Source organism: Paraburkholderia sp. BGA-UO-ETr-F21, assembly GCF_059567925.1.
Window position 1 is genome coordinate 962,011 of the sequence record NZ_JCAQOY010000040.1, and the last position, 16,893, is coordinate 978,903.

At 63.0% G+C, this 16,893-nt stretch carries 15 protein-coding genes and 1 tRNA gene; 11 read left to right on the plus strand and 5 right to left on the minus strand.

Features of this window, described 5'->3' with window-relative positions; translation table 11 throughout:
* Positions 1–39: 39 nt before the first annotated feature.
* Together AC57B1_RS36775 and AC57B1_RS36780 are read right to left on the minus strand one after the other, a co-directional pair.
* A complete protein-coding gene (locus AC57B1_RS36775) occupies positions 40–864 on the minus strand; it encodes an ABC transporter permease (RefSeq protein WP_408347510.1) in 825 nt (274 codons plus the stop codon).
* Entirely contained in the window at positions 861–1,910 is a 1,050-nt protein-coding gene (locus tag AC57B1_RS36780) for an ABC transporter substrate-binding protein (RefSeq protein WP_091792796.1), read from the minus strand. The genes AC57B1_RS36775 and AC57B1_RS36780 overlap by 4 nt, the downstream gene beginning before the upstream one ends.
* Before the next feature lie 490 nt (positions 1,911–2,400).
* Here AC57B1_RS36780 and AC57B1_RS36785 point away from each other — a divergent pair, with 490 nt between their 5' ends.
* On the plus strand, positions 2,401–3,054 hold the full coding sequence (locus AC57B1_RS36785; protein ID WP_496420149.1) for a hypothetical protein: 654 nt from the start codon (positions 2,401–2,403) through the stop codon (positions 3,052–3,054).
* A gap of 97 nt (positions 3,055–3,151) precedes the next feature.
* Here AC57B1_RS36785 and AC57B1_RS36790 read toward each other — a convergent pair whose 3' ends face one another.
* Positions 3,152–4,222: a LacI family DNA-binding transcriptional regulator gene (locus tag AC57B1_RS36790; RefSeq protein WP_496420150.1), complete on the minus strand. Its 1,071-nt coding sequence runs from the start codon at positions 4,220–4,222 to the stop codon at positions 3,152–3,154.
* A 194-nt stretch (positions 4,223–4,416) separates the two neighbouring features.
* Here AC57B1_RS36790 and AC57B1_RS36795 point away from each other — a divergent pair.
* The 3 genes from AC57B1_RS36795 (at position 4,417) to AC57B1_RS36805 (ending at position 5,849) form a co-directional block, all read left to right on the plus strand.
* Positions 4,417–4,501: transfer RNA gene (locus tag AC57B1_RS36795), tRNA-Leu, on the plus strand.
* A 192-nt stretch (positions 4,502–4,693) separates the two neighbouring features.
* Positions 4,694–5,326 (plus strand): hypothetical protein, encoded by a 633-nt coding sequence (locus tag AC57B1_RS36800; protein WP_408184589.1) that lies wholly within the window; start codon positions 4,694–4,696, stop codon positions 5,324–5,326.
* A 19-nt stretch (positions 5,327–5,345) separates the two neighbouring features.
* Positions 5,346–5,849 (plus strand): M48 metallopeptidase family protein, encoded by a 504-nt coding sequence (locus tag AC57B1_RS36805; protein ID WP_091792800.1) that lies wholly within the window; start codon positions 5,346–5,348, stop codon positions 5,847–5,849.
* Positions 5,850–5,873: 24 nt separating this feature from the next.
* Here the strand turns inward: AC57B1_RS36805 and AC57B1_RS36810 are convergent, their stop codons facing one another.
* Positions 5,874–8,189 carry an FdhF/YdeP family oxidoreductase gene (locus tag AC57B1_RS36810; protein ID WP_496420151.1) on the minus strand — a complete coding sequence of 772 codons (2,316 nt, stop codon included), beginning with the start codon at positions 8,187–8,189 and terminating at the stop codon, positions 5,874–5,876.
* Between the two features lie 171 nt (positions 8,190–8,360).
* On the opposite strand from AC57B1_RS36810, the gene AC57B1_RS36815 reads away from it, so the two are divergent.
* The 4 genes from AC57B1_RS36815 (at position 8,361) to AC57B1_RS36830 (ending at position 12,007) form a co-directional block, all read left to right on the plus strand.
* On the plus strand, positions 8,361–9,803 hold the full coding sequence (locus tag AC57B1_RS36815) for an aminotransferase-like domain-containing protein (RefSeq protein WP_496420152.1): 1,443 nt from the start codon (positions 8,361–8,363) through the stop codon (positions 9,801–9,803).
* Between the two features lie 17 nt (positions 9,804–9,820).
* Positions 9,821–10,129 (plus strand): helix-turn-helix domain-containing protein, encoded by a 309-nt coding sequence (locus AC57B1_RS36820; RefSeq protein ID WP_408300629.1) that lies wholly within the window; start codon positions 9,821–9,823, stop codon positions 10,127–10,129.
* A 161-nt stretch (positions 10,130–10,290) separates the two neighbouring features.
* A complete protein-coding gene (locus tag AC57B1_RS36825; RefSeq protein WP_408347529.1) occupies positions 10,291–11,421 on the plus strand; it encodes a BMP family ABC transporter substrate-binding protein in 1,131 nt (376 codons plus the stop codon).
* A gap of 43 nt (positions 11,422–11,464) precedes the next feature.
* Entirely contained in the window at positions 11,465–12,007 is a 543-nt protein-coding gene (locus AC57B1_RS36830; protein ID WP_496420153.1) for a nucleoside deaminase, read from the plus strand.
* 210 nt (positions 12,008–12,217) lie between these two features.
* Here AC57B1_RS36830 and AC57B1_RS36835 read toward each other — a convergent pair whose 3' ends face one another.
* Positions 12,218–12,796: a lysozyme inhibitor LprI family protein gene (locus AC57B1_RS36835; protein WP_408347535.1), complete on the minus strand. Its 579-nt coding sequence runs from the start codon at positions 12,794–12,796 to the stop codon at positions 12,218–12,220.
* Positions 12,797–13,095: 299 nt separating this feature from the next.
* Here AC57B1_RS36835 and AC57B1_RS36840 point away from each other — a divergent pair, with 299 nt between their 5' ends.
* The 3 genes from AC57B1_RS36840 to AC57B1_RS36850 all read left to right on the plus strand — a co-directional run bounded on the left by AC57B1_RS36840 (position 13,096) and on the right by AC57B1_RS36850 (position 16,885).
* Positions 13,096–13,875 carry an SH3 domain-containing protein gene (locus tag AC57B1_RS36840; protein WP_496420154.1) on the plus strand — a complete coding sequence of 260 codons (780 nt, stop codon included), beginning with the start codon at positions 13,096–13,098 and terminating at the stop codon, positions 13,873–13,875.
* Positions 13,876–14,165: 290 nt separating this feature from the next.
* Positions 14,166–16,475 (plus strand): putative bifunctional diguanylate cyclase/phosphodiesterase, encoded by a 2,310-nt coding sequence (locus AC57B1_RS36845; protein ID WP_408300635.1) that lies wholly within the window; start codon positions 14,166–14,168, stop codon positions 16,473–16,475.
* A gap of 221 nt (positions 16,476–16,696) precedes the next feature.
* Entirely contained in the window at positions 16,697–16,885 is a 189-nt protein-coding gene (locus AC57B1_RS36850; RefSeq protein WP_091792808.1) for a hypothetical protein, read from the plus strand.
* Positions 16,886–16,893 lie beyond the last annotated feature (8 nt).

Genomic DNA, 16,893 nt, shown 5'->3' on the forward strand with positions numbered 1-16,893 from the left:
TGTCTTCCGGTCTGGCGGCGCCAGGTTTGAACATACCGTTCATGCGCTTGCCGCCACGGCCGAACCGCTCACGCTGCGCGCCAACGCCAGCACGGCCCACGTCACCATGCCGAGCACGATCGAGAGGCCCGCGGCGGTCACCATGTTCGCGTTGAGGGTGAACTCGGTGTAAATGGTCATCGGCAGCACGTCGATGTCGGTGGCGAGTGTGAAGGCGGTGCCGAATGCGCCCATCGCGGTGGCGAAGCACACCGCGCCCGCCGCGATCAGACCAGGCGAGAGTGCGGGCAACACGATGTCGCGCATGATGCGCCACGGCGACGCGCCGAGCGAGCGCGCGGCTTCTTCCAGCGATGCATCGAGCTTGGTCGCCGAGGCCATCACGGTGACGATCACGCGCGGAATCGAGAAGTACAGGTAGCCGAGAAAGAGGCCGCTCATCGAATACGCGAACACCCAGCGGTCGCCCGTGAGTTTCAGCGAGAGCGCGCCCACCAGCCCCTGGCGCCCGGCGAGCATGATGACCATGAAGCCGACCACCACGCCGGGAAACGCCAGCGGAAAGGTGAGCAGGGCGAGCAGCGTGCGCTTCAAAGGAAACTCGCGGCGCGCCAGCAGCAATCCCGCGATCACCGAGAGCACCAGCGTCGCCGCCGTGACCGCCGCGGACAACAGCACGGTCGCGCCGAGACTCGACATGTAGCGCGGATTCGTCAGCATCGCGCGATAGGTGGCGAACGCGTGGCCGTCGCCGCTCAACTGCGCGAGCGCGCCCATCGGCAACAGCCAGAAGGCGATGAATACCGCTAGCGCCGGCGCGATCAACGCGATGCGCCAGCGCAGCGGGAACGTGATGTCGTTCAATGCATCACCTGCAGATAACGCTCGCCGAAGCTCGACTGCTTCTCGGCCATCTTGCCGAAGTCCACCGGTTTGGCGCGCGCATAGTCGCTAGCGGGCAGGAATTTCGCGGCGGTGTCGGCCGTCATCGCGTTTGCGCGGACCGGGCGCAGATAGGCGTCGGCCCACAGCTTCTGGCCTTCGTCGGAGAGCACGAAATCGAGCACCTTTTTGCCGTTGGCCTCGTGCGGCGCGCCCTTCACCAGACTCATCACGTACGGGACGGAGATCGTGCCTTCCTTCGGAATCACGAACTCGACGTTCGCGTGATCCTTGTACTTCGCGCGGTAGGCGTCGAAATCGTAGTCGAGCAGGATCGGAATTTCGCCGGACATCACGCGCGCGTAGGCGGTCTGCTTCGGCACGATCGGCGCATTGGCCTTCAGCTTGCGAAACCAGTCGAGGCCCGGCTCGAAGTTATCGAGCGTGCCGCCGAGCGCCTGGTTCACCGCCACCGCGCCCGCATAGCCGACGAACGCGCTCGACGGGTCGAGGTAGCCGATCATGCCTTTGTACTCGGGCTTGAGCAGGTCGGCCCACGAGCGCGGCACGGGCTTGCCTTCGAGCGCGTCCTTATTGACGAAAAAGCCCAGCGTGCCCGAATGAATCGTGAACCAGTAGCCTTGCGGGTCCTTCATGTTGGCGGGGATGTCATCCCAATGCGCGGGCTTGTACGGCTGGATCACGCCCTTGTCCTTCGCCTGGAAAGCCGATGAGACGCCGAGGTACACCACGTCGGCGACCGGGCTCTTCTGTTCGGCCATGAGCTGCGCGATCGACTGGCCGGAATTCTTGTTGTCGAACGGCACGCGAATGCCGGTCTTCTGCTGGATCGCCTTGATCTGGCTCGCCCAGTCGGCCCATTCGGGCGGGCAGTTGTAGCAGATCGCGGTTTCGTCGGCATGCGCGAGCGACGGTGCGGCCAGAGTCATGACAAGTGCCGAGGCGGCGAACGCGGCGCGCGCCAATTGACGCACTCGAACAAAAGCGGTGGAGGAACGGCGGGTCACAGCAATCTCCCAGAGATGGACAAGGTGGCTTCAGCGGTGGTGTCGAGTACGGGTGAACTGACGCAATACAGGTGGCGCGATGCGGGTTGCTGGACATCGCGTGTGTGCCGTGCTGTCTGGCGATGTAAACGTTTTCGTCGAGCGGATTATCGGGAACGTATGTGACGACGCTGTGACGTGTGGCTTGCCGTTCGGGCGGCCGTTCTCCGGGTTCCTGTTTGACTGGATCAGTTGATTCTTGACCTTAAATCTGCGCGTTATTTTCTTGCGCCGGCTAATTCGCAGGGAAATCCCAATTCCGGTTTTTCCGTGATTTTAGGAGTTCTCCGATGGGCGGTGAGCAGGGCGAAATTCACTATGAAATTGCCGCTTGTTACGCGGCATGGCGGTAAAGCGGATTTAATTTCATAAAACGGAGGCGTTGCGAAGCTGTTGTGTTTTTGTCCCGGTTTGTTCGAAGGTAATCTCAATTTTGATATTAGAGGCTTGTATGAAAACCAATCTATTGTTGGCCATGACTGCCGTGCTTTTATCTGTTTGCGCGTCTGCTCACGCAGCCACGGAATGTTATTTCGAGAAAACCCACGACGCTGTGGATTTGAACATCGACAATCTGGTGTTTGAGAACGTGGCTGCGCCCAAGTCCGGGTACGCCGCGATCAGCCCGGCCGGAGGCATGTCCATCACGCCCACCGACGACAACATCACCTCGAACTGCGATCTCGGGCAGGGCGGCCAGGCATTGAGGGCCAGGAATAACCGGCCGGCTTCGACGGACTATAAATATGTGTCCGTTACAGATGCCAACGGTAATTCCCATCACGCTGTTTTGTATAGGACAACGGCGCAGGGAATATACTACACTGTTAAAATTACCAACGACGCATGCACCGATAATTCCGGATTTATTCCCCCTGATAACTCGTACGTTAAACTATATGACGTAGGGGATTCAAAGGAAAAGAAGTGCTTGAACGGGGCTAAGCATTTTACCTTTGGGGTTAAGTTTTATGTGAGTCCGGAATATAAAGGTGCGAAAGGCACGTTCAGGTCCAACGAGACGATACATGGCAGCTTTAATATCTCTGGAGCGGTCGACGAAGTGGCCGTAAGGTCGGTGATATTCAATGCCACGTTGAAATAGTTTTTTCTTTCTGCCCGAGCCCGTGCCCATCTCGGCGTCCGGATGAGGTACGGCGCCTCGGGCTTCAGCAGTCACCAGCGAGCAATGCGCCGGCGCCTCATACAACCGGCCGCTCGGCATTTTCCGACGCACGCACCCGCGAGGGCTCGTTGCGGTTCGAAATCGCCGCGATGGTGGCGCCCTCGCGCAAGCTGTGCGGCAAGGTCAGCGTGAGCGATGTTTCACTCAAGGCTTCGTAACTGCCGGTGACGCGCGCCAGCAAACGCTCCCAGGCCGCACAGCCGATTTCCCGATTCGGCGCGCAGATGCTGGCAAGCGGCGGCGACAGCAGTTCGCCCATCGCGAGTCCGTCGAAGCCGAGAATCGACATGTCGTGAGGAATCTGCAGGCGCGCGCGGCGCAGGCCACGCATGACCACCATCGCCAGCAGATCGTTGCTGCAGAAGAGGGCACTGGGGCGGTTCGCGCCGCTCGTCAGATGGGCGAGCACCGCGGGCGACAACTCCTCCGCGTTGAAATCGACCTCGAGCGCGGGCGCCGGCGTCAAGCCGGCTTGTTGCATGGCCTGCGAATAGCCGAGATGCCGCTGGCGGGCGCGGTCTGAGGCAGCCAGCGTGCCCGCCAGCATGAGAATGCGGCGATGGCCGTGAGCGATCAGCATGCGCACGCCGTCGTAGGCCGCGAGACGGTTGTCGACGGCGACCGACGGACGGCGTACCGTGTCGTTATGCATCAGCACGTAGAGCAGGCCCGCGCGGTCGAGTTCGTCGAGCAGCGGGTGCGTGTCGGCATCGGCGACGGTCAGGATCAGTCCTTCCACGCGGTGTTCGCGCAGCGTCTCGATAGCGTGGCGTTCACGGTCGGCGTCGTACTGCGTGGTCATCAGCATGAGCCGGTAGCCTTGCGCCGAGGCGAGTTCGTCGATACCTTGCAGGCACTCGGCGAATACGGGATTGGCGAGCGTCGGCAGGATCACGCCGATCAGGCGTGTGCGTTCGCCGCGCAATTGGCGGCCAAGCGGGCTGGGGCGGAAGTTCAGCGCGTCGATGGACTGGCGCACTTTGTCGAGCGTGACCGGGTTGACGGTATGCGGCGCGTTGATCGCGCGCGATACCGTGGCGATGGAGAAACCGGCGTGGGCAGCGACATCTTTGATCGTCGGAGTCATGGGTTTCCGCTCGGGTCGTAAACGTTTTCGTGAGTTTCCGTGAGCGGATTATCGGCAACGTTTGTGACCCCCGGATGAATTCGGTTTTTGGGTTGTGCCGCGCCTGAAAATCGCGGTACGGGGCGGGCGCTGCGGCGGTTTGGTACGCCTGCCGCGAAATGGTAGAATTCGCGTCCACATGCGTTCTGACCCCTGCCGGGGTGATGAAATTGGTAAACATAGCGGACTTAAAATCCGCCGCTTCACAGCTTGCCGGTTCAAGTCCGGTCCCCGGCACCAATCGTCCCGCCAAGGACTTGCGCGCTTTCAGCCGAACCCGGTTCAACCTGCGCGCAACCGGATCAGACGCCTTTCCTTCCCGCCGTATCTGAAACGCGCAGCCGCTCGCCCACGTGTTCGACGACGTGCGATGCTATGACGTAGTCAACCTGCGTGTCACACCAAGGCAACCCAACTCCAACGGAGAAATCGATGGGCAACGAAAAATCGAAGCGCGCACGCCGCGCAGCCGAAAGCCTTTTCGGGGATTTGCCGAGCGCCAGCAACACCAGGGCCAGCCGCCCCTCGAATCCCTTCGACGACGATCCATTTCAAAAGCCGGCCGGCACAACGCCGGCTGGCGATGCACTCGTCGTGCTGCCGGCCCAGTTCGAACTGCCGCCCGGTTACGAAGATGCGGCAGCCATGCGCGATGCGCTCGCCCGCATCTGGCGGATGGACTGGATCAAGGTCGGCAAGGACGAATGCGTGGTGCGCCTGCCGGTCGGCTGGCGCGCGGACAAATCGGTGGACGGTGTTCTGCGAATCGAATGCGCGGGTGTGGTTCGTGCACAGGGCCGGATCGTGGAAGGCGCGATGCTGCAGATACTCCCGCGCTACTACCTGAAGGCGGAATTCCATGAGTCGAACGATCACTGCCGGATCGTCGTGCGGGACCGCGGCCGAAACAACGCTGTGTTGAAGGAATCGTTCTGGGACACGAGAAGCGGTCCGAACCATCCGCAGTGGAAGATTCTCTCCGACTGGCTGGACACGCAATATCCCGATCATCGCGACCCGCTGCGCTATTGGGACGATTGCGAAGACAATCGCCGCGCCGGTTGACCGTGCGCCGAGCCGAAGCATGTCCCACCTGAAATACCTCACCGGCTACCCAGCCGCGCTCCAGGAGAAGGTCAAACAGCTGATAGCCGAAGACCAGCTCGGCGCGTACCTCGTCGCGCGCTACCCCAACACGCACGAGGTCCAAACGGACCGGGCGCTTTACGCGTATTGCGCGGACCTGAAACGCGAGCACCTGCGCAGCGCGGAGCAGATCGACAAAGTCACGTACGACAGCAAACTCGACGTGGTGCGCCACGCGCTAGGTCTGCATACGAGCATTTCCCGCGTGCAAGGCGGCAAGCTGAAGGCGAAGAAGGAAATCCGCATCGCGTCGCTGTTCAAATCAGCCGCGCCGGAATTTCTGAAAATGATCGTGGTGCACGAACTCGCTCATCTGAAGGAAAGCGATCATAACAAGGCGTTTTACCGCCTGTGCGAGTTCATGCAGCCGGGTTACCACCAGATCGAATTCGACTTGCGTCTCTACCTGACGCATCGGGAACTGGCGAAAAAGCAGACCTGACGATCCAGCGTCAGGTCTCATGCATCAAGCCGCAATCGCGCCAGCCGCGGAAGCCGTCAACAAAACCGGAATCGATTTCGACGTCGGCGTTCCCGCGCCGTCGGCGACCGACGAGAGCGGCACCAGCGGATTCGTCTCCGGATAATAGGCACCGAGACAGCCGCGCGGAATGTCGTACTCAACGAGCAGAAAACCGTCCGCGTGACGCTCGATCCCATCGGCCCACACGCTCGTGATATCCACGCGTTGCCCCGCCTCGAACCCCAGCATCGCGAGATCGTCCCTGTTCGCGAACAGCACGCGACGCTGACCATACACCCCGCGATAACGGTCGTCGAGGCCGTAAATCGTCGTGTTGTACTGATCGTGCGAGCGCGTCGTCATCAACGTCATCAGCCGCTCGCCATGTTGCTTGCGCGCCTGATGAATCGGCGTCGCCGTGTTGATCGCATGCACGAGGAACTGCGCCTTGCCGCTCGGCGTTTTCCAGATCCGCTCGCGTGAGGCCACGCCGAGATGAAAGCCGCCAGGGTTCTTCAGCCGCTCGTTGTAGTCCGTGAATCCCTCGATCACGTTGGCGATGCCGTCGCGAATCAGCGAATAGTCCGCTGCCTGCGCGAGCCAATCCACTTTCGCGCTGCCGAGCGTCGCATGCGCCATGCGCGCGACGATCGCGATCTCCGACAACAGATTCTCCGAAGCCGGTTTGTTCATGCCGTACGAGATATGCACCATGCTCATCGAGTCCTCGACGCTCACGCCTTGCGCGACACCGTTCTGCAAATCGATCTCGGTGCGCCCGAGCGTCGGCAGAATCAGCGCGTCGCGGCCATGCACGAGGTGGCTGCGGTTCAGCTTGGTGGTGATGTGCACGGTGAGATCGCACGAACGCATGGCGTCCCACGTGCGCGGGGTGTCCGGCGTCGCAATCGAGAAATTGCCGCCGAGGCCAATGAATACTTTCACCCTGCCGTCGAGCATCGCCTGAATCGTGTTGACGACGTCGAGTCCGTGCTCGCGCGGCGGCTCGAAATCGTAGACTTCGCCGAGCCGGTCGAGGAACGCCTGCGTAGGCCGTTCCTCGATGCCGACCGTGCGGTCGCCTTGCACGTTCGAGTGCCCACGCACCGGGCAGAGGCCCGCGCCGCGCCGGCCGATATTGCCGCGCATCATCATCAGGTTCGACAGGATCTGCACCGTCGGCACCGAGTTTTTGTGCTGCGTGAGGCCCATGCCCCACGTCGAAATCACGGCGCGTCCCTTCACGTAGATGTCGGCGAGCTTCAGCACGTCCTCGAACGGCACGCCTGCTTCGGCGACGATGGTGTCCCAGCTTTCCGCGCGCAGGTCGTCGGCGAACGCGTCGAAACCCACGGTGTGCCCGGCGATAAAAGCGATGTCGAGCACGCGGTCGAGACCCGAGATCAACGCTTCGTCGTCGAGTTCGATCACGCGCTTGGCGACACCCTTGATCAGCGCGAAGTCGCCGCCGACTTTCGGGCGAATGAACACGGAACTGATCTTCGTGCTGCCCATCGTCAGCATTTCGACCGGATGCTGCGGGCTCGCAAAGCGTTCGAGGCCGCGCTCCTTGAGCGGATTGATCGACGCGATGGTCGCGCCGCGTTTGGCGCACTCGCGCAACTCTCCGAGCATCCGCGGATGGTTGGTGGCCGGATTCTGGCCGAAGATCAGGAGCGTATCGGCGTGTTCGAAGTCGTCGAGCGTGACCGTGCCTTTACCGATGCCGACCGTATGCGGCAAGCCGCGGCTGGTCGCCTCGTGGCACATGTTCGAGCAGTCGGGGAAGTTGTTGGTGCCGTACATGCGCACGAACAACTGGTAGAGGAACGCGGCTTCGTTGCTCGCGCGTCCCGAGGTGTAGAAGGCGGCGCGGTCCGGATCGTCGAGCCGCTTCAGGTGCGCGGCGATCAGCTCGAACGCCTCGTCCCAGCCGATCGGCACATACCGGTCGCGCAGCGCGTCGTAGACGAGCGGGTCGGTCAGGCGGCCGTGCTGTTCGAGCTCGAAGTCCGATTGCGCCATCAGTTCGGCAACCGTGTGCTGCTCGAAGAACGCGGGTGTCACGCGTTTGCTGGTCGCTTCGGCGGCCACGGCTTTCACGCCGTTTTCGCAGAACTCGAAGGTGGACGCGTGCTCGCGATCCGGCCACGCGCAGCCCGGGCAGTCGAAGCCGTTCGGCTGATTCTGCTTGAGCAGCATGCGGTAGTCGCCGCCCGTCACCTTTTCCTTGATGAGATTGATGGCGACGTACTTGAGGGCGCCCCAGCCGGCGGCGGGGTGCGTGTACGGTTCGATGCGAGTTTCGGGTTTCTTCATGAGGGTGCCGCGGTGTCGGGCTTGAACGCGCTTGGATAGGCTGATAGGTGCAAGCCTACTGTGTTCCAAAAAGTGCGCAGCATACAGAAATTTGGAAAGGTGAGGGATACAGTTGGTGCGTTTTTGTCATAGACTGACGCTCCAACCCATGTCTTTGCTCGATCCAGGCCCTTGAACCTGTACGAAAAACTCGCCGACGAAATCACGGAAGCCGTGCGCCGCGGCGTGTTCGCGGCCGGCGAACGGATTCTGTCCGTGCGGCAGGCGAGCCAGCAGCACGGCGTCAGCATCAAGACGGTGTTGCACGCTTACGCGCTATTGGAAAACCGGGGGATTGTCGAGACGCGCCCGCAGTCGGGCTATTTCGTGCGCGACGCCGCGGCGCTGTCGGCGGCGCTCGACGAGCCGCAGCCCGGCCGCCCAAGGCCGCCGCAAGCGCCACAGACACCACCGGTCGCGGCGACCGTGGACGTGAGCCGCCTCGTGCTGTCGACCTTGCGCAGCATCCGCGCGCACGACGCCGTGCCGTTCGGCTCGCCGTATCCGGATCCGTCGCTGTTCCCGTGGCGGCGCATCAACCAGTATGCGAACGCGATCGCGCGACGCCAGGCGAGCTGGAATCTGATCGACGACCTGCCGCCCGGCAATCCGGAACTGATCCGGCAGATCGCCCGGCGCTATGCCGAAAACGGCGTGCCGGTCGATCCCGGCGAGATCATCATCACGCTCGGCGCGACCGAAGCGATCAACCTGAGCCTGCAGGCGGTCGCGAAACCGGGCGACACCGTCGCGGTCGAGTCGCCCACCTATTACGCGATGCTGCACGCCATCGAGCGGCTGGGTATGCGCGCGATCGAGGTGACGACGCATCCGGTTCATGGCATCGACATCGAGGCGCTCGCGCAGGTGATCGCCGAGCAGAAAATCGCAGCGTGCATGGTGATGCCGAACTTCCAGAATCCGCTCGGCTTCCGCATGCCCGATACGCGCAAGCGGCAACTGGTGGAACTGCTCGCCGCGCACGAGATTCCCGTGATCGAGAACGACGTCTATCAGGAGCTGTACTTCGGCGAGACGCGGCCGTCGACCTTGAAGAACTTCGACACGAAAGGGCTGGTGTTGCATTGCGCGTCGTTTTCGAAGAGCCTGACCGCGTCGTACCGGATCGGCTGGGCGCTGCCGGGACGCTATCGCGCGCAGGTCGAGAAGCTGAAGTTTCTCAACACGCTGACCACGCCGTCGGTGCCGCAAGTCGCGGTCGCCGACTATTTGCGGCAGGACGGCTACGACCGCCACTTGCGACACGTGCGCAAGGTCTACCGGCAGCAGGCGAGCATCATGATGGCGATGGTGCAGCGGTTTTTTCCGGCGGGCACGCGCATGTCGACGCCGCAAGGCGGCTATGTGCTGTGGGTCGAGTTGCCGGACAGCGTCGATTCGATGCGGCTTTACCAGGCGGCGCTCGCGCGTGGCATCACCGTCGGGCCGGGCATGATGTTTTCTACGCGCAACGATTTTCGCCACTTTATCCGGCTCAACTACAGCTATCCGTGGACGGCGCAGACCGAAGCGGCGTTGAAGACGCTCGGCGAGCTGGTCATGCAGATGGCGTAAGGACAAGGAGACTCACCATGGAAGACGACGAACTCGATCCGGTGCTCGCCGCCGTGCTGACGCAACTCTGGCGCGCGCATCGGGAAACGCCGGGCGGCGCGTGGTCGCTCGCCAAACTGTCGAAGCAGGCCGGCGTGCCGATGAGCGGCCTGCGGCGGCATTTGACGGCGCTCGTCGACGGTGGTCTGGTGCTCACCACCTTCAGCGAGGAAGGCACCGGCACGGCGCGCCTGAGCGAACTCGGCGAAACGCTGTGCGGCGAGTTGTTCGGCGACGGTGAGGCACCTGATGAAGATCAGCCAGACCCGCCGCCGAAACTTCACTGAGGCGTCGTCCGGTCACCAAAATACGGGTTTCGTTATGGGCGGGATAACGAATAATAATTTTGCCGCTGAAATTGACCTTCGAATATGGCCCCCTATGCTGGAGCCTTGCCCGGGTTATCCCGAGCGCTGGGGCAGGCACTTCAACCATCTTCGGAGAATTCATGAAAACAACGCTGGCGCGAGCGCTGCATCATTCACTGCGCATCAAAACCGTCCGAACCGTACTCGCGGCAACGCTTGGCGCGACGCTGGCATTCAGCGCCGCCGGGGCGGCCGCCGCCACCACGCAGCCGATCGGCATCGCCTTCGTCTATCTCGGCAATCCGGGCGACGCCGGCTGGACCTACGCTCACGAGCAGGGCGTGAAGGAAGTCGAGGCGAAGTTCGGCGACAAGGTCAAAGTGACGCGCGTGGAGAACGTGCCGGAGTCGGCGGATTCGGAGCGCGTGTTCCGCGACCTGGCGTCCAAGGGCAACAAGATCGTGGTGGGCTCGAGTTTCGGCTTCCAGGATTTCGAACTGAAAGTGGCCAAGGACTTCCCGGACGCCGTGTTCGAGCATGCGACCGGCTACAAGAAGGCGGCCAACTTCGCCACCTACGACGTACGCACCTATCAAAGCGCATACCTGGCCGGCCTCGTCGCGGGCTATACGACCAAGTCGAACACGCTCGGCTTTGTCGGCTCGGTGCCGGTGCCTGAAGTGGTGCGCAACATCAATGCATTCACGATGGGCGCGCGTTCGGTCAATCCAAAGGCGCGCGTGAAGGTGGTGTGGATCAATAGCTGGTTCGATCCGGGCCGCGAAAAGCAGGCTGCCGAAACGCTGATCGGCCAGGGCGCCGACGTGCTGATCCAGAACACCGATTCGACGGCGACGATGCAGACCGCTGAGCAGAAGAAGGTGCATGCGTTCGGCTGGGACTCGAATATGAAGAAGTTCGGGCCGAATGCGCAACTGGGTGCGTGCGTGAGCAACTGGGGCGTGTACTACACGCATCTGGTGGAGCAGGTGATGTCGGGCACATGGAACAACTCGCCGGTGTGGTGGGGGCTGAAAGAGAAGGCGATCGATCTCGCCGACATCAACACTGAAGCCGTGTCGCCGACCGCGCAGAAAGCCTTGAGCCAGAAGCGCGACGACATCATCTCCGGCAAGTTCAATCCGTTTGCCGGACCGATCATGGATCAGTCCGGCGCGGTGAAGGTGGCCGCCGGCAAGTCGCTGAGCGATCCGGAACTGCTGCGTTTGAACTGGTTCGTAGAGGGCGTGGACGGCACGCTGCCGAAGTAATAATTTGCTTCGCAAATCTAACTATTATTCAAGGAGATCGCCCGTGAGTCTGACCGTCTCGAGCGGGGCCGCCGCTGCGGCCTCGAACTATCCGCCGCAGGGTTTGACGCCCACGCACGAGCAGATCGTGCGGCATCTGCAGCATTCGAGCCGGGTGGCCGAACGGGCGACGCTGCTAGGGCACCATCCGTTCGGCGCGGTGCTGGTCGGCCCGGACCAGGAGACGGTGCTGATGGAGCAGGGCAACGTCGATACGGTGAATCACGCCGAGTCGGTGCTTGCGCGCGTGGCCGCGTTGAACTTCACGCCGGAGTATTTGTGGAGTTGCACGCTGTACACATCGGTCGAACCGTGCTGCATGTGCGCCGGGACGATGTATTGGGCCAACATCGGCCGGGTCGTGTTCGGCATGACCGAAAAGCGCTTGCTGGAAGCGACCCGCGATCACGCCGAGAATCCCACCATGAGCGTGGATTGCCGGTATGTCTTCGATCATTGCCAGAAACCGGTGGAGGTGATCGGGCCGGTCCCCGAGGTGGAAGCCGAGGTGATGGAGGTTCAGCGCAGATTCTGGAGCAGCCGGTAGCGGCGGTTTCTCACCTTCCTGGCTTTTTCCCTTCTCCCGAGCGGCGTTTTTCGCGGTTCCGGGAGAAGGGCGTCCGGGCTAGTTGCTGGCGGTGTGTCCACGCATAGCGAGCACCTCGGTGCTCGCCTTCCTGCTCGCCATCTCGCCTGCTTGCGTAAGCCGCGCGCCTGTATCGCCGCGTTGGCGCGGCAGGCATGCGCAACAGCCTTCCTAGTTCGCGGCGTCCGCCTGCAGTTCCGCCGGCGCCAGTGTGGCCACGCCGCAAAACCAGCCGCCGTCATGCGGCTTGTGTTTCCATTGACTGCCGTTCTCCGTGAGCACGGCTGAGCACTGCTCGTTCACTACGATCCCCGGATTCGCCGCCGTGCACTGAAGCATCGCCATGCCGGTGGACTGCTCAGGAGCCACGACCGGCCTGCTGCGCGAGTCCGGTTCGGCCGGTGAGGCAAACGGCTGCGGCGTCCCCGCTTGCAGGCTTTCTATCAGCTGCTGCAATTCTTCGATGCGCGTTGCGTACCACGTCCCCAGACACGCCGAGTCACGGCAATTCGCTTCCCGCCATGCCCACTTACTGTCGCTATCGGTGAGAAAGGCGCGCCGGTTGGCGACTCGCCGCCGGGCTTTCCAGTACAGTTGCCCGAGGGTGTCGTCGAGCTTCGAGAGCGCGGGGTCGTGGCAAATCATCTTCTCGGTCAGCGAGCGCCCCTTATTGCAGTCGAAGCTCGCGGCATGGGCGAGCGGATGCGTGAGCATGAGCGCGGCGATCAGAAGCGGACGGAGGAGTTTCATCGCAGTCCCGGCAGTGCATGGCTTGTTCATGGAAGCGATGATCGGTCGGATTGCCGAAACACGGACGCCCGAAAAACGCGTGACTTCGGCCGGGTGGTTACCAAATCTTGCCCGGCGAAGACGCCGCAAGAATCGATTAAGGTTCGACTGAGCGCTTTCAGGCACGTGCCGTGCAACGTCCTTACAGGTAGCTGGCATCGCGCGGCAACGCGATGAGTTGTGCAAGAAGAAACAATATCCATAACGCATCAGCAGAGGCGTGCCGGCGGCGGACCGCGGACGCTGAATCGGGAGAAAGAATGAAACAACACCTCGTTCGATGTCTTTATGCGGCGGCCGGCGTGCTGGCATTGCCCGCCGTGGCGTGCGCGCAGTCGCAGGCATACACGAATGGCACGGTCAACGTGCGCGCGGGCCCGGCCTCCGATTACCCGGTCGTGACGCAACTGCCGGGCGGTGTGCCGGTGAGCGTGATGGGGTGTATCAGCAACTATCAGTGGTGTGACATCGCCGCGCCCAACCTGCGCGGCTGGGTCTATGCGGGGCGGCTCAGCTATCCGTACCAGGGCGCCAACGTGCCTGTGATGAACTACGGCACGGTGATCGGCCTGCCCATCGTGACGTTCTCGATCGGCACGTATTGGGGCGATTACTATCGCGGCCGACCTTGGTACGGCCAGCAATCGCGCTGGGCGCATCATCCGCCGCCGCCTCCGCCGCGTCCTGACGCCGGACGGCCATCCGGAGGTCGCCCGCCGGGCGGACCGCCGCCGGGGCATGGAGGTGGCAGGCCGCAGGGTGGACCGCCGCCGGGACATGACGGGGGAAGGCCGCAGGGTGGACCGCCGCCGGGGCATGACGGGGGAAGGCCGCAGGGCGGTCCGCCGTCGGGGCATGACGGGGGAAGGCCGCAAGGCGGTCCGCCGCCGGGGAACGCGGGCGGCCATCCGCCTCAAGGTGGTGGCGGAGGTGGTGGCGGTCGGCCGCCGGGCGGCGGAAACGGCGGAAACGGTGGGCATGGTGGCGGAAACGGCGGCGGAAATGGCGGCGGGGGCCGCCCACCGGACCAGCACGGCTGATTGCAACCACACGGCCGGCAAATACCAAAAAGTCAGCAAAAAGCCGCCGCGACAGGCTAATGACTGATTTGGGTTCCGGCGTTCCGCCAGGCGGTGCCGGAATCCTACCTGCGGAACCCGAGCAGAATGCCGTCAACTCATGCCGGCAACTGAACCGTTTGATCCGGTGATTGACAGTCGAGATCGAGCGTGCATTACGCGATGCGCGAAGAATATAATTCGCCACCCTCGCGTAAACCCCGGTGTGCCGCGTACACTAAACTGCCGATGTCGGGTTAGGGGGCGCACAAATGACTTGCGAAGCGACATCAGAAAACAAGACGGGAGCCGCGCCTGAAGGCATTCGCTACTGTGCGAATCTGGCCGAAGGCGTGCTCGCGTCCGAGCGCACGGTGTTGCGATTGATTACGCAGAACACACCGCTGCCGGAATTGCTCGACGAAGTATGCCGCCGCGCGGAAGCGCTGCTGGGGGAAGGTGCATCCTGTTCGATCCTGTTGCTCGACGCCGACGGCGTGCACGCCAGGGTCGGCGGCGCGCCTTCGCTGCCCAGGCACTACAGCGCGGCCATCGACGGCGTGATGATCGGGCCACAGGTGGGCTCATGCGGGACTGCGATGTTCGAGCGGCGTCTCGTCGCCGTCGACGATATCGAAACCGATCCGCTGTGGGCCGACTACCGGCACCTCGCGTTGCCGATCGGCCTGCGGTCCTGCTGGTCGGTGCACTTTGAAAACGATTCCGGCGTGGTGCTCGGCGCATTCGCGGTGTATTACCGCACGTCGCGCCGTCCCAGTGCCGAAGAAGAAGCGATGCTGCGCGACATCGGCCGCAGCGTTGGTCTGGCCGTGCATCAGGACGCCATGGCGCAGCGGCTCGCGCACAGCGAGGAGCATCACCGTCTGGTGGTCCATCACCTGATCGAAGGGATCGTCGTGCAGTCGCGCGCAGGCGTGGTGTTGGCCTGCAACCCGAGCGCGCAGCGGATTTTGCGCGCAACGCCGGAGCTCGTCGGCCGCAGTATCCAGTCGGTGATGGTGCGCGCGTATCACGAGGACGGCTCGCTCGTCACCGAGGCCGCGCGCCCGACCGCTCAGGTGCTCGCCACCGGCAAACCCGTGCTGGGTGTCACGATCGGCGTGGAGCTGATTGGCGGCGACGTCGTCTGGATCACCGAGAACGTGGTGCCGATCATCAAGCCGGGCGATACCGAGCCCAGCTCGGTATTGATCTCGTTTACGGACATCGGACCCGTGCGCGAAGCGCAACGGCAACTCAAATTCCTCGCCACTCGCGATTCGCTCACCGGCCTCTACAACCGCGCGTACCTCACCGAGCGGCTGCGCGATCTGTTCTCGCTCGACACCGCGTCCGGCGTCGGCGAACTGGCGAGCGTCGCCGTGCTGTTCGTCGACCTGGACGGCTTCAAGAAGGTCAACGACACTGCGGGTCACGAGGCCGGCGACTCCCTGCTTTGCAGCGTGGCGCAACGCCTCTCGGCGTGTATCTCGCCGGAGGACACGCTCGCGCGGGTGGGCGGCGACGAATTCGTGATCGTGGTCAGCGCGTATGAGAACACCGGGCAACTGATCGGCCTCGCGCGGCGCATCCTCGACATGATCGCGGAGCCATTCGCGGTGGCGGACAACGAGTACTACTTGGGCGCGTCGATCGGCATCAGCCGCTTTCCCGAGGACGGCCAGGACGTGGCCACGCTGATGCGCAACGCCGATTCGGCCATGTATCACGCCAAACAGCGCGGCCGCAACAACTTTCAGTTCTTCACCGCCGAGCTGAATCAGCAGTTGCAACGGCGCTTCACGATCGAGCAATCGCTGCGGCGCGCGCTCGCTTCCAACGAACTGAGCCTCGTGTACCAGCCGATCGTCGATAGCCGCGACGGCCGCACGATCGGCGCGGAAGCGCTGCTGCGCTGGTACAACAGCGAACTGGGCAACGTGTCGCCGGGGGAATTCATCCCCGTCGCCGAAGATGCGGGCCTGATCGGCGAGATCGGCAACTTCGTGCTGGCGCGGGCCTGCGAGCAGGTGGCGCAATGGCGGCGCACACTGGCGCCGGAACTGATCGTCGCGGTGAACCTGTCGCCCCGGCAGTTCAACGACGGCCTGGTGGAGCGCATCCAGCGCTGCCTGATGCAATCCGGGCTGGAGCCGTCGGCGCTGGAACTGGAAATCACCGAACGGCTGCTGATGAGCGACAGCGAAACCGTGTTGCCCATGCTGAGCACGCTGAACGACATGGGTGTGCGCATTTCCGTCGACGATTTCGGCACCGGTTATTCGTCGCTGTCTTATCTGAAACGCTTTCCGCTGCATAACCTGAAGATCGACCGCTCGTTCGTCGCCGGCTTGCCGGATCATCGCGATTCGATTGCGATTACGCAGGCCGTGGTGGCGATGGCGCACTCGCTCGGCATGAACGTTACCGCCGAAGGGGTGGAAACCGCCGAACAGGCGGCGTTCCTGCGCGCGATCCATTGCGACAAGCAGCAGGGCTATTTTTACAGCCGCCCGGTCGGGGCCAGTGCGTATGCGCGTAGTTTGTGGGACGCGCAGGTCGGTCTGGTCGACGCTTCCTGAGCGCGCCGGCGCTTACGCGCGCAAGCCTGTGCGCCCAGCCAGGCTTGGCTGCGCGGGATTTCGTCGTGCGCGGGCGCGTGGGGCCGGATTCGATTGTTCGGTTTGACAAACAAGTGCCTTCGCGTTAGCGGTATTTATCCGCGAAGGCCACCTCCCTACAATCCTCCCATCGAAACGTGAATAGAGCGAAGCCGAAGCGGCGCCGCTCGACGGGAGTTGTCATGCCAGCTTTGATCAGGAACCAGCTTTACCGGCCGTCGGTGCTATTGCCGATGGTCGCCCTCATGCAGGTGATGGTGTCACAGGATTTCAACCTGGGCCAGGTCGGCTGGGTCGTGGCGTCACGTGGCGCGCAGGCCGCGCTGCAACGCTCGCGTGAATTGATCTGCGCCGTGCATTGCCACGATTAAGCCTCGCG

Bases quoted from the DNA above. Each gene is read 5' to 3' on its own strand.
- AC57B1_RS36825 (WP_408347529.1), top strand. From the start codon at position 10,291: ATGAAAACAACGCTGGCGCGAGCGCTGCATCATTCACTGCGCATCAAA.
- AC57B1_RS36790 (WP_496420150.1), bottom strand. From the start codon at position 4,222: ATGACTCCGACGATCAAAGATGTCGCTGCCCACGCCGGTTTCTCCATC.
- AC57B1_RS36850 (WP_091792808.1), top strand. From the start codon at position 16,697: ATGCCAGCTTTGATCAGGAACCAGCTTTACCGGCCGTCGGTGCTATTG.
- AC57B1_RS36835 (WP_408347535.1), bottom strand. From the start codon at position 12,796: ATGAAACTCCTCCGTCCGCTTCTGATCGCCGCGCTCATGCTCACGCAT.
- AC57B1_RS36820 (WP_408300629.1), top strand. From the start codon at position 9,821: ATGGAAGACGACGAACTCGATCCGGTGCTCGCCGCCGTGCTGACGCAA.
- AC57B1_RS36805 (WP_091792800.1), top strand. From the start codon at position 5,346: ATGTCCCACCTGAAATACCTCACCGGCTACCCAGCCGCGCTCCAGGAG.
- AC57B1_RS36785 (WP_496420149.1), top strand. From the start codon at position 2,401: ATGAAAACCAATCTATTGTTGGCCATGACTGCCGTGCTTTTATCTGTT.
- AC57B1_RS36845 (WP_408300635.1), top strand. From the start codon at position 14,166: ATGACTTGCGAAGCGACATCAGAAAACAAGACGGGAGCCGCGCCTGAA.
- AC57B1_RS36810 (WP_496420151.1), bottom strand. From the start codon at position 8,189: ATGAAGAAACCCGAAACTCGCATCGAACCGTACACGCACCCCGCCGCC.
- AC57B1_RS36800 (WP_408184589.1), top strand. From the start codon at position 4,694: ATGGGCAACGAAAAATCGAAGCGCGCACGCCGCGCAGCCGAAAGCCTT.
- AC57B1_RS36840 (WP_496420154.1), top strand. From the start codon at position 13,096: ATGAAACAACACCTCGTTCGATGTCTTTATGCGGCGGCCGGCGTGCTG.